Raw genomic sequence first — 16788 nt, forward strand, 5'->3', positions numbered from 1 at the left:
CTCTTTTTTAATCATAAAACAATATGTATGGTTTTTGTATGGGTGGATATTATTATATAATCAATAATTAGCCCTAACATTGAGAGTATTAATAAACCATAATAACTATGAGAGTAAAATTACTTATTACAGCAACACTTATTTCAATCTTTTCTTATTCACAGAATGCGCCAATTGATTTTGAAATTAGTGGAATTGGAGGCGATTGGACATGGTCCGTTTTTGAGAACGACACTAACCCACCCTTAGAGATAATAGCCAATCCCTTTATTGAAGGTCAGAATACATCTGCGACAGTTGCAAAATTTACTGCCTTGCAAACTGGTCAGCCATTTGCTGGTTGCGAATCCATGCATGGAGCAGATATTGATAGTTTTACTTTTGATGCAAATAATAGCACTATAAAAATAATGGTTTATAAATCTGTTATAAGTGATGTAGGATTAAAGTTTGCCGCTAGCGATTCTGCTGCGCAACCAGAGATCAAAGTTGCGAATACAGTCACTGATCAATGGGAAGAATTAACTTTTGACTTTTCTCCTTACATAGGGCTGTTCCCTCAAGTTGTAGATCAGATCATAATCTTTCCGGATTTTGACAATGCTGGCAGAACTCAAGATAATATCGTTTACTTTGATAATATTTCGTTTTCTGAACAAGTTGTTGAGCCGTCCCCTATGGAAGCAGCACCAACACCAACGCTTCCGGCTGCAAATGTAATTTCAGTCTTCAATACAAATAATCCTTATATGGATATTTCTAATGTAGACTACAACCCATTTTGGGGACAAGCTACCGTAACTACCCAAATAGATATACAAGGAAATAATACTTTAAAATATAACGACTTAAATTATCAAGGGACAGATTTTTCCACAAATGTACAAGACGTTACTGGCATGAATTATATTCATATAGATTATTGGTCTTCTGACGCCACTGCCCTACAGTTCTTTCTTATTAATCAATCCACAGGAGGTGCTGGTGAAAAATTTTACGACTTTGCTATTGAAGATGGTATAATTAACAATACTTGGGTTAGTAAAGACATTCCTCTATCTCATTTTACAGATCAAGGGTTTAGCCTATTGGATGTGATGCAATTTAAAGTTGTTGGTAATGGTACCGTTTATTTAGACAATCTTATTTTTTCTACCCAACCGTTATCAGTTAATGATTTTGAGAAAGTTAAAGTTAATATTTATCCTAATCCCACTAAGAATAGTTGGACTTTTGAATTATCCGATACTTTCATTGACTCTATAGAAATTTATGATTTATTTGGTAAAGAAGTATTGACATTAAAAGTGAACCAAAGTTCCATAGAGATTAATGCTGAAGGTTTGACAAATGGGGTTTATTTTGCAAAAATTTCATCTTCTGGTGTAGAAGAGACGTTCAAGTTAATTAAAAATTAACACATAGTTAAAAGCCTTAATCTAACTCTAGATTAAGGCTTGTTAACACTCAAAAAATGATTGATGAAATCAGTATTTAATCCATATCAAAACGGAAACCAATAGAAATATTGTTTTGGTTAACCGCTTGATCTTTAAATAATGGGTTGAGATCGTACTTTGCGTACAAGGCCACTCCTCCTAAGGCCACATAACCACTTACACCATACACAAACTCATTCACCTCAAAGCCTCCACGTTGTTTGTCTTTTACACGGTTACCGTCTTCCTTGTACTTTAGCTTTTGCATACTACCAATATTGAAACCTGCATAACCACCAAGACCAATTTTCAATTTTTTGTAAGTTGAATACCTAAAATAGTTTTCTTTTTCAATTTTCTTGGATGGCCCAAATTCTATATGTACCGGGAAAACTAAATTGGTCGTTCTAAATTTAGCCTTGTTTAAATCAGACGGGAATTCTTGCAGTGAAATATCACCATCAGTATTTACTAAATAATTATTGTCTTTTATATCTAATTTGTTCCATTGAAAGGAAAATCCATATTTCAATCTCCAGAAATTAGTATTGTCAAAGACTCGTGTTTTCCAGGCATATCCTAATTCAATAAACCCAGAACCTGCTAATTTGTATGGTGAATCGTCCAAACTTACTCCATCGATTAAGGTATTGTTGAATCCAATGGCAAATACAACATCTGTCGTAGTGCGTCTATCGTACTTTCTAGGTTTGTTTTTCTTGCCAACCCTAATTGATTTACTCTCGTCGTCATCATTGCCAAATGATATTGAAAAGTAACCTCCGGAACTATCATTAGTCTCGTAACCAGATTCGTTTCTAGCCAGTAACGCTATTTTATTATCTATAATAGCCATTCGGTTTTCAATATTGGCTGCTCGCTTTTTTGCGGCTTCTTTTTTAAGCTCTTCAGCTTTAGCGGCTGTGATTTGCTTAGCATCTAAACGTTGATTAATCGCTTCGATTTCCTGTTTTAAAAACTCGCGTTCTTCTTTCTCAATTTTAGCCTTTAGATCCTCGAGGGCTTCAATCTTGTAGTGATTAGCCGTTTTTGTAGAGTCTACTTTCGTTTCTTGTGCTTGTGCTGTAGCAAATGTCATTATTACGATGGCATAGACTACTAATCTTGTAATTGTGTTCATAACTGTTCGTTTTTTGATGATTTATAATTATTCTATTTGATTCTTATGTTAGTTGTTACGTTCTGCAACTGCTGTTTTTACAGTTTCGTAACTGTCCTTAAGTGCGTCAAACACTTTGCTTCTAAAGGATTGTCCCATTTCGTCTTCAACATCTTGTAAGAGTAAATTGGCATCAACAGTTTTAGCTGTTTCTTTCTGTAATTTGTCCTTAAACAATTCTTTGCTTGCCAGCTTCAGTAGCGAATCCACCTCCCTATCAGTAACCGAAGTGTTTTCAGATTTAAAATCCTTAATCACTCCTGCAAAAGCTTCTTTATTAATTATAACTTTATCTACCGCAGACTTTTGATCATTATTAGCGTTATCAGAAGTTTCAGCCTTAGCTTTTTCAGCTTCATCAGTGTTTGCAAACTGCGTTTTAGATTTTGGTTCTTTTTGGGTAACGGATTTATAATTTATGATTTCTGGTTGCTCAACGTTATTGGTGTTCTCTTTCTCAGTTTCAGTTTGCTCGTTTTCTACAGCGAGCTCTGTGGTTTGGGTTTCGTTACCATTTGGTTGTTTTGGCTCTATAGTGTTTTCAATGGTATCTTCTTCTACCATTTGTGGTGCTTTATCAATAGCATCTTTAGAACCAAATACCTCGACTGCGATTGCCAACATAATTATTAAACCTGCGGCAATGCCCATCCACCAAAACCATGGGTTCCTAGACTTCTTTTCTTCAGTATCTAAACGTTGCGACAGTTTTGCCCAACTATCGGCCGACGGTTGCAAGCTGCGCTTTTCGAGCTTGTCCTTTAATTGTTCTTCGAATTTAATTGGTGCCATAACTGTTGTTATTTAATTCTTTTATTTTTTTCTGAAGCATCTGTCTTGCCTTGAATAATTGTGATTTTGATGTTCCTTCTGAAATATTCAATAGTTCAGCAATTTCATAATGCTTATAACCTTCTATTGCATACATTACAAATACCATTTTGTAACCTTCTGGCAAACTATCTATCAATTGTTGGATTTCTGCAACTTCGATGTTGGTTTTGATATTATTGCTGTAATCACGCTCTAAATATTCGTCTTCTGTTGCAAACTCAATCTTCTTTTTTTGCCTTAAATATGAAATCGCCTCTCTTACCATAATGCGTCTAATCCACCCTTCAAAACTACCCTCTTTTCTAAACGATTTTAAATTTTTAAATACTTTGAAAAATCCGTTCAACATTACTTCTTCAGCCTGATGCACATCCTTAATGTAATATCTACAAACGCTTAGCATTTTTGGTGCATGCAACTCGTACAATACATGTTGTGCTTCACGATTTTGTTTCGCAGCTCTTTGTATGAGTTTAGTTTCGTTTTTATGAAGTTGAATAACTTTCATTTAATTGATTACGGTTGCGCTTCTATTTATAAAGACGCAATAGTTGTGCTAATGGTTGCCTATGAAATAAAAATATTTTGAAAAATTTTATATATTACTGATTATCAGTCATATAATATTTATTTTTTTCTATCAATAACATAATCCACCATAAGTTTTAGTGAAGATTTATATGGAGATTCAGGGTAGCTGTCTAATAATGTCAATGCTTCAGCTTGAAAATTTTTCATTTTAGAAACGGCATATTCTAATCCGCCCTTAGTTTTTACAAATGCAATAACTTCCTTAACTCTTTTCTTATCCTTATTATGATTTTTAACTGAATTGATGAGCCAAGATTTCTCTTTTTTGGAGCAATTGTTTAAAACATGTATTAATGGTAATGTCATCTTTTGTTCTTTGATATCAATACCTGTTGGTTTGCCTATTTTTTCCTCACCATAATCGAACAAGTCGTCCTTTATCTGAAATGCCATACCTATGAGTTCCCCAAACTTTCGCATGGTTTCCACTTCTGGTGAATTAGGCTTTACCGATGCGGCACCCAAACTACAACAGGCTGCAATTAAAGTTGCCGTTTTTTGACGAATGATGTCATAATAGACATCTTCAGTGATATCTAGCTGTCTGGCTTTTTCAATTTGAAGTAATTCGCCTTCGCTCATTTCGCGGACAGCTACGGAAATAATTTTAAGTAAGTCGAAATCATTATTATCTATGGAAAGTAGAAGTCCTTTAGACAACAGATAATCGCCAATAAGCACAGCAATTTTATTTTTCCATAAGGCGTTAATAGAGAAGAAGCCTCTTCTTCGATTACTATCATCTACAACATCATCATGTACTAAAGTAGCTGTATGAATAAGCTCAATTACAGAAGCTCCTCTATACGTACGTTCGCTAACCTCACCATTATTCATCATTTTAGCCACCAAAAACACAAACATTGGGCGCATCTGTTTGCCTTTTCGGTTAACAATATAATGCGTTATTCTATTGAGAAGCGCAACTTTACTGGCCATTGAGAGTTGAAACTTTTGCTCGAAAAGTTCCATTTCATAGGCAATGGGCTGCTTTATTTGTTCTGTTATTTTCAACAATAATTTTAATGAATTAAGCAAAAATACCTAAATCCTATATCAAATCGTATAAATTATTTTGAAACCCTATTCCTGTAAAGCTTTTTGTCTACACAACCCATCATACTTTTTTTATCTAGTTCTAGGCCTATAAAAGATTCTAACTTATCTACAACACTAGAAGCATCATCAACTACATCTTTGTAATTTACATATATAAGTTCCACACCTGGTTCTTTGTCTTTCCATGTTTCAACTTGCTTTAAATGTTTTTCATAAGCTTGAAGCAATTTAGTAGGCAAGGTCTCCGGGTCTTTACCAATCATTTTTTGTTGAGATTTAACGACTTCCGTAAGGTCTCTATTCATAAATATGACTTTATACCTAAATTCTGGATTAAGGAACTTAAGTAAAGGAGCCACTACTTTAAGAGATTTGTTTTTTGCTTTCGCTAACCAAGTATTGTCTTTATGCAATGACATCACTGGCTCGTATTCATAATATCCTTTCGGGTTCGATGCATCAGCAGATCTATTCTTGTCGGTGAGTATATCAAGTCCTGCAGCATTTAGCATTTGCATCATTAAAGACGTACCAGACCTTGGCAAACCAGAAACAATAACTATTTGATCTTTCTTATACGTACGACTTGATTTATCTTTAAAAGACATTTTTTCACTTAAAACATCATTGATATTCTCAATAGCGCTTTCTGCCCTATGAAAGGTTTTTGGTTTTAACATTGCAGCTGTTTCATAAGCCTGTTTAGCGTGTTCTAAATGACCCATTTTTTCAAGAGCACGACCCAATGTATAATGTGCTTCAGGAAAATATCTAACAAGTTCAATAGCGGTTAAAGCATGATCAGCCGCTTCTTCATATTCTTTCAATTCTATTAAGACCTTTGCAAGTGCCTGATGTGATTTAGCACTATCAGCCTCAAATTTAATTGCAGATTCAAATGCGGATTTTGCACTGTCTAAATCATTAATTCTATCGTAAGCTTTACCTATTTGATACCACACTTGCGAATTTGGGTTTTTATCTCGAGCTTCTTCTAAGCATTTTAAGGCAAGTTTTACTTTACCTTGACCTAATAAGATCTTTGCTTCCGAAACTGATGTATTAATTTCAAACCGCTTATCTTTTCTTCTTAGAACTTTTAAATATTTCTCACCTAAATCATAATCTTTTTCAGAGAGAGCTATAGTAAGCAAATCCATATAAAAAGGAATTTTATCGATAACACTGTCACCGACTTTATATCCTTGTCTCTCTAGAACATCTTTATTTTTTCCCTTAAAAGACGATTCACTATAAACAGGATATTCTTTTGTTACCAATGTCAATAAAATAGCTTTGGCCTTCTCAAAATCTTTTTTACCCAAATAAACTCTTGCCAAGTTATGCTTTAAATCACAATTTGTCTTTAGAACCGCTATTTCTACATTGTCATCAGGTTTATCAATATAGCCAAGCTCAATGAGTTGCTTCATTGTTTCTTCATCGCTAAGTAATTGATCCTCTTTATTGAGATGCTCACCAAAATCTCCTTGGATTTTATCCCAACTCTCTATATAATCTACCTTATTGGCTTCTTCGAAAATTTCAAGAGCTACTTTGCCGTCCATATCCTTTCCAACTGGCAAATTAAACATATGCAAAATGGTGGGTGCAACATCAATAAGACCTAATCCAAACACTTTTTCAGCCTTCTTAATCTTTGGGCCTGCAGCAACAAAAATTCCGAAATTTCTATGCTCTAAAGCAGGTGCTGCAGGATATTTTGGCATTTTAAGAATACGTCTATGCCCAGACTCATAACCATGGTCAGACATTACAATAACAGTTGTATCCTCATCGATAAGCTCTAGTTTTCGTTCTAACATCATATCTTGATAACGATATGCTCCTTCGATTACGTCTTTATATAATTGAAATTTGTTTTCTGGTATAGCCGCTAATTTTGGCGGATGAAACTTCATAAAGGCATGGCAAAAGTGATCTATTAAATCATAATATATCCCCATAAAATCCCAATCTGTTGTGCGCATTAAATTTGTTGCTGCGGCATGTACTGATGTATTTTCTGCTAATAATTTTGCGAATGATGCCAATGAAGCATCCTTTTCTTGATTTATCTCTGAAGCCCTTGGTATAAAGGGTAAAATATGGGCTTCTGTGACTTCATGAGGAAACATTCTCAAATCAGCTATTTTTTCCGTAAAATGTGCTGGGTGAATAGTACCCTTTGCTATTGAGGTTTTCTTTTTGGGATCCTTATTTACTTTTTGAAATTTATCGGAAACTACTACACCGTTTATGGGTTCTGCTGGAAAACTAGGCCACCAACCGACTAAGTTACTTTTTAAACCTTGGTTATGGAATATATTCCAGAGCGCTCTTACCTTTCTTGAGTTTACAGTTACAGGCCGTATGCCATTACCGTCAGGATTAACCTCAATAAATCCAAGAACACCATGTTTGTCTGGGGTTTTACCAGTAGCTACCGAACTCCAAAGCATAGGTGAATATGGAGGATTCATGGTGCTCATATTACCATATACACCACGAGACATTAAACCTTTAAGAGCAGGCATTTGACCACTATTAACCAGTGGCCAAATAATTTTCCAATCGGCAGCATCCCAACCAATCAGTAATACTTTTGGTTTTTTCATTCATTGTTTTTATTGGTTACATTTTGCTTTACCTTTCTCCACTCCCGTAAACCTATGTCGCCATACGCTAAAAGTCCAAGAGAACCCTTTTCGGTTATAACAAATGTTTTTGGATTCTGTTCTTCATTTTTATTTTGCATATCAACTACTTTTGACGGTTAACAAATTTAAATGATATTTTAAGGATTAATGAATATCATCTATTGTTAAATAGATAAAATTTGAATTTAAAATATTGTAATTTGATAATTAACTAACTTAATATCAAATTATTCAATAGGGAACTATATTTTTTAATTAAAAATGTCTAACTTTAAAACTAGATATATTTAAATATTTTACAGCTTATGAAAAAAATTACTTCAAAAAAATTACTGAAATATAGTGCTCTTTCTGCAGCAATTGCAGGAATTGCTGATGTTAATGGTCAAATCGTTTATACAGACATAGCAGATTTTACAGGTGGTGGAGCTGTGGATTACAATCTTGATTTGAACAATGACTCTACAATTGATTTTATAGTTAACGCTAGTTCATACAATTCCTCGATTTTTGCCGTTTTTTTAAACTCTTCTAGCTTATCAACAAATTCATTTCTAGGCTCACAGCCCAATTATACATATCCTTTTGCCATGAATGCAGGAGATGCAATTAGTTCTGGGCAAACTGGATGGTATAATATTGGCACATTAAATTATGTCAGTTGCTATAATGGTACAGGAAGTAGCAACTGGTGCGGAGTATCTGATAAGTTTATAGGCCTAAGATTTGATATTGGAGGGAATACTCACTATGGCTGGGCCAGACTTGACGTGAGTGCCTCTGGTGATAGCTTTACAGTTAAAGATTATGCTTATAATTCCACGCCTGGAGAAGCTATTAACGCTGGGCAAACGACCTTAAGCATAAATGAATTCGAAAATAATAACACACGTATTGTACCTATAAATAAGAGCATAGGCTTATACAATTTACCTGCGTCTACAGAATATAGAATTATTGACATTACAGGAAAATCTGTTCTTAACGGTAGTTTAGAAACTGACTCTTATGTTATTGAAGCAAATTCTCTTTCTAACGGTGTATATATCGTAGAGCTGAACGATGTAAATTCTAAGGCCGTTATTCGCAAGAAAATTGTTTTATAAATTCTGGTTTAAAAACGAATAAAAGCCTAAAGCAATAACTTTAGGCTTTTTTATTACCCTTTGTTAGCCAACTGCCCACAGGCTGCATCAATATCCTTTCCTCTACTTCGTCTTACGGTCACAGTAATATTATTAGCTTCAAGAACATTAACATACATATCCAATGCTTTAGGGTTGGCTTGTTGAAATTCACCATCATCAATAGGATTGTATTCTATTAAATTAACTTTACTTGGTGCAAATTTGCAGAATTCCACCAACGCATCTACATCCTTTCGCTTGTCATTAATCCCCTCCCAAACTACATATTCGTAAGTAATTCTATTTTTTGTTTTGGAATACCAATATTCTAGGGCTTCTCGCAAATCTTTTAACGGAAACGTAGCATTAAATGGCATTATAGAAGTTCTTACCTCATCAATTGCAGAGTGTAAGGACACAGCTAGCTTAAACTTCACTTCATCATCTGCCATTTTTTTTATCATTTTAGGCACTCCAGAAGTAGAAACCACAATTCGTTTTGGCGACATGCCCAAACCTTCTGGCGAGGTGATTTTATCTATGGCTTTTAAAACATTATTATAATTCATCAATGGCTCACCCATACCCATAAAAACAATATTGCTCAATGGCCTGTTATGATATAATCTGCTTTCGTTATGAATAGCCACAACCTGATCATAAATTTCATCTGGATTTAGGTTACGCATACGTTTTAACCTTGCCGTAGCACAGAATTTACAATCCAAACTACACCCAACTTGAGAAGATACGCATGCTGTAGTTCTTGTTGCTGTTGGTATTAATACCGATTCTACAATTAAGTCGTCATGTAGTCTTACAGCGTTTTTTATAGTGCCATCAGAACTACGTTGCATTTGATCTACTTTAATATGATTGATGACAAAATTATCTTTCAGCATCTGGCGTGTTTCTAAAGATATATTGGTCATATCCTCAAAACTGTGCGCTGACTTTTGCCACAACCATTCGTACACCTGATTTCCTCTAAAAGCTTTATCACCTTCTTTAACGAAAAAATCCCTCAGCTGTTCTTTGGTTAATGCTCGTATGTCTTTCTTTTTAGTTTCCATTGGGTGCAAAGTTACTTAAATGTTATCGTAATATCCCATGCATAAAAAAAGCCTCTTGTCACTGAGTTTATCGAAGTGAAGAGGCTTTTAAGATTATTTTATTTTCTGCTCTAGATAATTAGCATAGCATCACCATAAGAATAGAATCTATACTTTTCCTTTACGGCTTCCTCGTATGCTTTTTTCATAAAATCGTGACCTGCAAATGCAGAGACCATCATCAACAAGGTTGATTTTGGTGTATGGAAATTAGTAATCATACAATTGGCAATACTAAACTCGTAAGGTGGAAAGATAAACTTGTTTGTCCAACCATCGAATTCATTCAATCTCCCATTAGAAGATACTGAACTCTCTACTGTACGCATAGATGTAGTACCTACAGCGCAAACACGCTTTTTATTCTCAATACCTTTATTAACTTTATCTGCAGCTCTTTGGGTAATAACGATTTCTTCGCTATCCATTTTATGTTTGGATAAATCCTCTACCTCTACAGGGTTAAAAGTACCTAAACCAACATGTAATGTTACTTCTGCCATTTCCACACCTTTGATCTCTAAACGTTTTAATAGGTGCTTAGAAAAGTGCAAACCTGCAGTTGGTGCAGCTACAGCACCTTCATTTTTTGCAAATATCGTTTGATAACGTTCCTCGTCCTCTGGCTCTACATCTCTTTTTATGTACTTTGGAAGTGGTGTTTCACCAAGCTCCGTTAATTTTTTTCTAAAATCTGTGTAAGATCCATCATAAAGGAAACGTAATGTTCGGCCTCTAGACGTTGTGTTATCAATGACCTCAGCAACCAATGTTTCATCTTCACCAAAATACAACTTATTCCCAATTCTTATTTTACGTGCAGGATCTACCAACACATCCCATAAACGCTGGTCTTGATTAAGTTCTCTTAATAAAAACACTTCAATACGTGCACCTGTTTTTTCCTTATTTCCAAAAAGTCTGGCAGGAAAAACTTTGGTATTATTCATTATCATAACATCACCTTCGTCAAAATAATCAATAATGTCTTTAAATTGCTTATGTTCAATCGTTTGCTTTTCCCGATTGAGAACCATTAATCTCGATTCGTCTCTGTGTTCTGCAGGATGTTCTGCTAATAATTCTTCCGGAAGGTCAAAACTGAAGTGTGATAATTTCATTTAAATAGTAATTTTTTGAAGTTGCAAATATACAATCTCAGCATAGGCCTTGTCAAGTAAATAGAGGTTTATTTTAAATTAAAGCCCAAAGACTTTAGATGGTTCCAAAAATCAGGGTACGATTTACTTACAACATCAGCATCTTTAATGGTTAATGACGTTCTTAAGCCAAGTGGTGCAAATGCCATCGCCATTCTATGATCTTTGTATGTTGCTATGGAAACATCACTGTTAATTATACTAGAAGGTTTAAGGTGCAAAGTAGCGTCTGTAATTTCTACCTCAGCTCCTAACTTTTCCAGCTCTATTTTTAATGCTACTAAACGGTCTGTTTCTTTGATTTTTAAGGTATGTAAACCTGACATATAACATTCTAAACCTAAGCCAAATGCTGTAACAGCAATAGTTTGTGCTATATCTGGCGCATTACTTAAATCCAAATCAATTGACAATTGACTATCGATGTTTGACGATTTGGTGAGTGCAATGGAGTTATCTTTAAACTTGGTTGCAACACCAAATTCTTTGTAAATCTCTGCTAACACTGAATCTCCTTGCAGTGAATCTTTTTTATAGGATGTCAACGTAATTTCCGTATTCAATTCACTCAACGCTACAATACTATAAAAATAGGATGCTGAAGACCAATCTGATTCTACAACCAACGTTTGAGATTTATCACTTGAAACATGTGCCTGAACACTGATTTTATTGCTTTTGAATTCGGATTTAATTCCAAGTTCATCCAAAAGACTTAATGTCATTTTTATGTATGGTATGGATGTAATCTTTCCGTCTAGCGTAAGCTCAATACCATTTTCTAATCTTGAAGCTATTAAAAGCAATGCGGAAATGTATTGACTGCTGACATTGGCCTTTAATGTGACTTTTGATTTGGATAGTTTTTTTCCTTTTATCTTTAACGGTGGGAAACCTTCATTTTCTAAATAACTAATATCTGCTCCCAAATCTCTCAAAGCATCTACCAGGATTTTTATTGGCCGTTCTTTCATCCTGGACGAACCAGTAAGAACCACTTCTTGGTTATTTTGAATAGAAAAATAAGCTGTTAAAAAACGCATGGCAGTGCCTGCATGGTGTATATCGATAACTTCAGCGTTAGATGTTAACGCTTTTTGCATAAGCAAAGAATCGTCTGAATTAGAAAGGTTTTCAATCCGTATCTGAGGATATAAAGCTTGTAGCAAGAGCAATCGGTTAGACTCACTTTTAGACCCTGTAATAGTTATAGAAGATTGACGGTTGGCAATTGACGATTTAAGAATATGAATATCCACTAATACTTAAATTATTTGTAGCTACAAATCTACTTTAATTTATCGTTATTATGGTGCCTATCGTGGTCTCGTTTAGTCTTTTTGTTCATTTTTTTATCAAAGGCATCTTGCAAATCTATTCCGGTTTGGTTTGCTAAACATAGCACCACAAATACCACATCTGCCAATTCTTCTCCTAAATCTTTGTCTTTATCGCTTTCCTTTTCACTTTGCTCACCATAGCGCCTTGCAATAATACGTGCAACTTCCCCAACCTCTTCGGTAAGCTGAGCCATATTGGTAAGTTCATTAAAGTACCTTACTCCATGCTCCTTAATCCATTTATCTACTTCTACCTGTGCACCTTTTAAATCCATGATTACGTCTTTGTTAATACTATCTGCTCTCCTTGCTTTTCTACAATTTTACTAAAAAATGCCTTAAAATCTTCATAATCTACAGGTTGAATCAATGGATTGCTTATCTCCAACCTTACCATTAGCTGTAAATATTTACCATTCTCCTTGACTACATAATCAAACTTTGCTTGTCCTTCTTTAAATGACATGGCTTCACTTTGTGGAAGCGATTCTGCCACATAGCCATCTGGCAACATTATGTTTACCATGTACTTATCTTCGTAAGGTATTACAAAATCTATTGGGTATAAACGTTCTTCAAGTTTAAATGGATTCTCTTTCATTGCCAAGAATAAAAGTGGAGAGAAGTATAATTTATCACCTACTTCATCCACTCCATCAGATAACTCATAGTCGTATGTAACTTTAACAGGTTGACTCAAGTCTTTATCATTCTCATAGCTTAATTCACTAATCTCTAAAGCTCCTTTATTGGATTCCAGAGATTTTATATGATCATCCGTGCTTAAATTGGTATAACGCTTTCTATAATTCATTGCCAAATAAGAAGTGAAGTTCTTTCTCACTTTTCCTGTTGCTATAAAATCCTCGTCTAGCTTTACATTTAGCATTGTAGATTCTGATGACTTTTCGTTAGGCTTAATGTTTACCCATCTCGATGTTCCTCCATCTAACAGTAATCTTCCTTGCCAATTGAGCACACGTTCTGGCAACACATTACCTGCACTGTATGGTTCTGTAGCATCTATTAACAGATAAGAATTACCGCTTTGCACCATACAAATCACATAATTGAACCCTTCTCTTGTTGGGAATAATGGCACTCCATTATTTCTGGTACTTATTAAAACCGGATTTGCATTTAGCCCAATAGACTGAAGCATGGAAGTAACCAACAAATTTATATCGGCAACATTACCTTCACCATCCTTATAGGCAGATCGAATTCCTTTCTGCGCATATTTACCATAGTTGCCATTCCATTTTACTTTAGACTTCACTAAGTTTTCTACTAAAAAAGCTTTCTGAAAATCGTCCTCAACTCCTTCTAGAACAGAGTTTAAATCATCCTTATAGAAATTAAACTTAACGAGTTGACCTCCAAAATTTTGACTGTCATAAATACTTTTAGACACTCTATCCCAACTAGAAGCATAAGATTTCTCAACAACGCCACTTAATGATAACCTTGCTTCATATTCTAAACTTAACTTTGCTCTATAATTATTAATATTACCAGCAAAAGACTCTGCTTTTAACGCAGGAATATCCTCAAGATTGAATAAAATTACATTATCAAAATAATTGGTGTCATTTTTGTCGTAAGAAGTAGAGTTTAAGGTACCTCCACCTGATCTTGTACCACTTCCAATTACCCTAGTTTCCGTTCTAACTTTAGTAGTTGTCGTTAAAGTCTTGTCCTCTTTTGTAGTAGTATAAGCAGGCACATAAAACGCTTTTGGATTTATACGAGCGTTGTATCTATATATTTGAGGTGTAGCAATCTTAGCATCTAGTTTTTTTACAGGAATTCTAAATTGAAGATTAACGTCATCTATTTGCAAGAAGGGAGAAATTACTTTATAGGTGTACTCAATTACAGATCCCTCTTTAATATTAGGCATGGTAAAAGTCGAAACTTCAAATATATCAGAAGCTTTTTCTTCAAAAATCCCGTCACTTTTTAGCTTATCCTTTTTGATTTTATTTCCTTCGAGGTTATATGTTTGTCCTTTGAGACCTTTTATTTTTTCATTATTTCCGTTATCGCCCTTATACAATAAAACTTTTTCAGTAGCCCATTCAAAACCTTCTCTATTATAAATTTTTATACGCATTGTAATCTCCTTTTGTTGCGTAAAGCCCGTATTTTGATTAAACGTAAATTTGATATCTTCATTTCTGTACAAAATGGCAGCATTAGCAGATGAATCAGAAGGATGAAATTTTTCTTCTAATTCAGCTTTAGACACTTTACCAAAGTTATAATTTTGTGCATTGATTACAGTTATTCCAAAAATTGCAATTACTGTAAATATTAGATTTTTCATATGTTGATTAAATTGATGGTTATTAATTGATTTGAATTTTTATTCAGGATTAAATGGCGACTAGAACAATCTTAGTTTTATCGTTTTTCACAATTTTCTTTTTAAAATCCCTAAAAGCCTTGTAATCTTCTTTTTGGTAGTTACCCTTATTTAAGATATATGTTCTTGTATATTTTATGGTGTTGTCTTCTAGTTGTTCTATTTTAAATTTATAAGTCCCAAATTTAGTTTCAATGGTTTTACCTTCACTCATAGCTTCCACTTTTAGGGTCTCTGGAAACTTAATTATAAATTCATCTACATCCTTAAAAGAACGGTCTATCTTAAATTCTAATTTGCGTTCTGAATATCTTGGTGGAATATCGGTAACCTTATTAAACATATTGGGCTGAAATATGAGTCTTGTACCACTTTTAGACGCATAATTAGTTGATGATAGTTTTACATCTTCTTTAAATACTATGTTTTCTTTATCATTTTCTATTGTAATATTATCAATGGTTATATTATTGATATTGTCCCAATACTCCTTGTAATGTAATTGCTGATCTCTTGCGGTTTTGTTTTCGACACCTTCGTGCAAATTGTATTGATAGCCCGTTGTTGTGATATTTACATTGGCTTCAAAACTCCCTGTTTCATCCAAGTTAATATTTGCCGTTGTTTGTTGAACACTATCATCAGCTTCATAAACTTTGGTATGCACTATTTCTCCACCTTCGGGTTTTACCAATAATACATCTCTATCATCAGTGAAACCTGCCGTAAAGCCGAAAGGGCTAGTTTGGCTTGTACATTCCAAGAAAATATTTTCGTTTTCATCTGGCACACATAGAATCACATGGTTTCCTTCTATAGCAGAAAACTCAGCATCAATACTTGTAATACTTCTTCCTCCGTAAACAACCGTATAGTAAGATGGCACCTCTACAGCTTCCAATAGCGCTTTAGTATAATTGGTAAGACCTTTACAATCTGCGTAGCCAAGTTTATCCACATCGTTCGCCATCATGGGTTTCCAACCTCCAATACCAACCTGTATGCTTATGTAGCGGGTTTTATCTTGCATGTACTTATAGACCATTTTTGCACGCTCTATCTTATCATCTACTCCTGCCGTGAGTTGTTTAACCTCATCAATTGTAGTCTGTGGTATAGCGTCTGTGCCAGTCAATAACCTATCATACATCCATTTGCCAAAGTCTTGCCAATTGTTATTGATTCCTTCTACACCTACCATATTAAACTTTTTCATAGCTACTTTATAACGTGGAGCAATGCTACTCAATCCTGGCGTATAGGCTTCATACTTAATTGCTGGCACATTTGTAGCAACAAAATGATGCTCTGAAAGTGCTTCGATATTAGTGCCTTCAAAATTTTCTTTCTTGGTTTTTAGCTCTACTCCTGCAGTATTGATAATTTCATATTCGGCATGTTGTAAGCTAACATAATAATCACCTACAGGTCTCCAATCTGGAAAAAAAGCGGTACTCCTATAAATTACCTCAGACGTGTATTCTACAGTATAAGGATACTTTAAAGGCATATAATTTAGGTATTTCACGCGATCATCTTCATAAATAGATATCTCACTTACAGCACTTGCATCTGTAAAATCTCTTTCCTTTACTTTTTTTATTTCTTCACCCAGGGCATCATAAATACGCGCCTCCATATGCTCTATTTCCCTATGATCATCATAAAATTGTACCGCATTGGCATGTCGTTTTCCATACTTATTAAAGATGGTTACAATACGTTTATTTTTAACCACAATTTCATCATAGCCTACAATCTCAACGGTCTTTTTCTCGTACCTGACCACAGCATTTGCCTTGGTCTTTAACTCTACAGGCACGAGAAGTGCGTTATAATCTGCTTCGGACTGGGAAAAACAAAAAAAAGAAAATGAAAATAAGAAAGCGAAAAAGGCCGATTTTATGCTGGGCATGTA

At 34.5% G+C, this 16788-nt stretch carries 14 protein-coding genes; 2 read left to right on the forward strand and 12 right to left on the reverse strand.

Features of this window, described 5'->3' with window-relative positions:
- Window positions 1-107: 107 nt before the first annotated feature.
- The gene (locus F1003_RS14280) at window positions 108-1418 is read left to right on the forward strand and encodes a T9SS type A sorting domain-containing protein (protein ID WP_155090112.1); all 1311 of its coding nucleotides are present in this window, start codon (window positions 108-110) and stop codon (window positions 1416-1418) included.
- Window positions 1419-1494: 76 nt separating this feature from the next.
- Here F1003_RS14280 and F1003_RS14285 read toward each other — a convergent pair whose 3' ends face one another.
- The 6 genes from F1003_RS14285 to F1003_RS14310 all read right to left on the reverse strand — a co-directional run bounded on the left by F1003_RS14285 (window position 1495) and on the right by F1003_RS14310 (window position 7861).
- The gene (locus tag F1003_RS14285; RefSeq protein ID WP_155090113.1) at window positions 1495-2580 is read right to left on the reverse strand and encodes a coiled-coil domain-containing protein; all 1086 of its coding nucleotides are present in this window, start codon (window positions 2578-2580) and stop codon (window positions 1495-1497) included.
- Between the two features lie 48 nt (window positions 2581-2628).
- Window positions 2629-3411 carry a hypothetical protein gene (locus F1003_RS14290; protein WP_155090114.1) on the reverse strand — a complete coding sequence of 261 codons (783 nt, stop codon included), beginning with the start codon at window positions 3409-3411 and terminating at the stop codon, window positions 2629-2631.
- Window positions 3398-3961, reverse strand: a complete 564-nt coding sequence (locus F1003_RS14295; protein WP_155090115.1) for an RNA polymerase sigma factor — start codon at window positions 3959-3961, stop codon at window positions 3398-3400. Before F1003_RS14295 ends, F1003_RS14290 begins: the two co-directional genes overlap by 14 nt.
- Before the next feature lie 119 nt (window positions 3962-4080).
- Window positions 4081-5058 (reverse strand): polyprenyl synthetase family protein, encoded by a 978-nt coding sequence (locus tag F1003_RS14300; protein WP_155090116.1) that lies wholly within the window; start codon window positions 5056-5058, stop codon window positions 4081-4083.
- 56 nt (window positions 5059-5114) lie between these two features.
- Window positions 5115-7721, reverse strand: coding sequence for an alkaline phosphatase family protein (locus F1003_RS14305; protein ID WP_155090117.1), 2607 nt, complete (start codon window positions 7719-7721; stop codon window positions 5115-5117).
- Window positions 7718-7861 (reverse strand): hypothetical protein, encoded by a 144-nt coding sequence (locus tag F1003_RS14310; RefSeq protein ID WP_155090118.1) that lies wholly within the window; start codon window positions 7859-7861, stop codon window positions 7718-7720. Before F1003_RS14310 ends, F1003_RS14305 begins: the two co-directional genes overlap by 4 nt.
- 207 nt (window positions 7862-8068) lie before the next feature.
- Here F1003_RS14310 and F1003_RS14315 point away from each other — a divergent pair, with 207 nt between their 5' ends.
- Window positions 8069-8869 carry a T9SS type A sorting domain-containing protein gene (locus F1003_RS14315; RefSeq protein ID WP_155090119.1) on the forward strand — a complete coding sequence of 267 codons (801 nt, stop codon included), beginning with the start codon at window positions 8069-8071 and terminating at the stop codon, window positions 8867-8869.
- A gap of 53 nt (window positions 8870-8922) precedes the next feature.
- Here the strand turns inward: F1003_RS14315 and rlmN are convergent, their stop codons facing one another.
- The 6 genes from rlmN to F1003_RS14345 form a co-directional block, all read right to left on the reverse strand.
- Window positions 8923-9963, reverse strand: a complete 1041-nt coding sequence (gene rlmN / locus F1003_RS14320; RefSeq protein ID WP_155090120.1) for a dual-specificity RNA methyltransferase RlmN — start codon at window positions 9961-9963, stop codon at window positions 8923-8925.
- Between the two features lie 110 nt (window positions 9964-10073).
- Window positions 10074-11123 carry a tRNA preQ1(34) S-adenosylmethionine ribosyltransferase-isomerase QueA gene (gene queA, locus F1003_RS14325; protein ID WP_155090121.1) on the reverse strand — a complete coding sequence of 350 codons (1050 nt, stop codon included), beginning with the start codon at window positions 11121-11123 and terminating at the stop codon, window positions 10074-10076.
- Window positions 11124-11191: 68 nt separating this feature from the next.
- Complete coding sequence (locus tag F1003_RS14330) at window positions 11192-12421, reverse strand: 3-phosphoshikimate 1-carboxyvinyltransferase (protein WP_162306990.1); 1230 nt, start codon at window positions 12419-12421, stop codon at window positions 11192-11194.
- Window positions 12422-12450: 29 nt separating this feature from the next.
- Window positions 12451-12777 carry a nucleotide pyrophosphohydrolase gene (locus tag F1003_RS14335; protein ID WP_155090122.1) on the reverse strand — a complete coding sequence of 109 codons (327 nt, stop codon included), beginning with the start codon at window positions 12775-12777 and terminating at the stop codon, window positions 12451-12453.
- A gap of 2 nt (window positions 12778-12779) precedes the next feature.
- Window positions 12780-14831 carry a DUF3858 domain-containing protein gene (locus F1003_RS14340; protein ID WP_155090123.1) on the reverse strand — a complete coding sequence of 684 codons (2052 nt, stop codon included), beginning with the start codon at window positions 14829-14831 and terminating at the stop codon, window positions 12780-12782.
- 49 nt (window positions 14832-14880) lie between these two features.
- A complete protein-coding gene (locus F1003_RS14345) occupies window positions 14881-16785 on the reverse strand; it encodes a DUF3857 domain-containing protein (RefSeq protein WP_155090124.1) in 1905 nt (634 codons plus the stop codon).
- Window positions 16786-16788 lie beyond the last annotated feature (3 nt).

It is taken from the genome of Winogradskyella ouciana (genome assembly GCF_009709615.1).
GTDB lineage: Bacteria > Bacteroidota > Bacteroidia > Flavobacteriales > Flavobacteriaceae > Winogradskyella > Winogradskyella ouciana.

Coding starts and splice junctions, on each gene's coding strand:
- queA (WP_155090121.1), bottom strand. CDS start 11,123: ATGAAATTATCACACTTCAGTTTTGACCTTCCGGAAGAATTATTAGCA.
- F1003_RS14340 (WP_155090123.1), bottom strand. CDS start 14,831: ATGAAAAATCTAATATTTACAGTAATTGCAATTTTTGGAATAACTGTA.
- F1003_RS14315 (WP_155090119.1), top strand. CDS start 8,069: ATGAAAAAAATTACTTCAAAAAAATTACTGAAATATAGTGCTCTTTCT.
- rlmN (WP_155090120.1), bottom strand. CDS start 9,963: ATGGAAACTAAAAAGAAAGACATACGAGCATTAACCAAAGAACAGCTG.
- F1003_RS14305 (WP_155090117.1), bottom strand. CDS start 7,721: ATGAAAAAACCAAAAGTATTACTGATTGGTTGGGATGCTGCCGATTGG.
- F1003_RS14290 (WP_155090114.1), bottom strand. CDS start 3,411: ATGGCACCAATTAAATTCGAAGAACAATTAAAGGACAAGCTCGAAAAG.
- F1003_RS14285 (WP_155090113.1), bottom strand. CDS start 2,580: ATGAACACAATTACAAGATTAGTAGTCTATGCCATCGTAATAATGACA.
- F1003_RS14345 (WP_155090124.1), bottom strand. CDS start 16,785: ATGCCCAGCATAAAATCGGCCTTTTTCGCTTTCTTATTTTCATTTTCT.
- F1003_RS14335 (WP_155090122.1), bottom strand. CDS start 12,777: ATGGATTTAAAAGGTGCACAGGTAGAAGTAGATAAATGGATTAAGGAG.
- F1003_RS14280 (WP_155090112.1), top strand. CDS start 108: ATGAGAGTAAAATTACTTATTACAGCAACACTTATTTCAATCTTTTCT.
- F1003_RS14310 (WP_155090118.1), bottom strand. CDS start 7,861: ATGCAAAATAAAAATGAAGAACAGAATCCAAAAACATTTGTTATAACC.
- F1003_RS14295 (WP_155090115.1), bottom strand. CDS start 3,961: ATGAAAGTTATTCAACTTCATAAAAACGAAACTAAACTCATACAAAGA.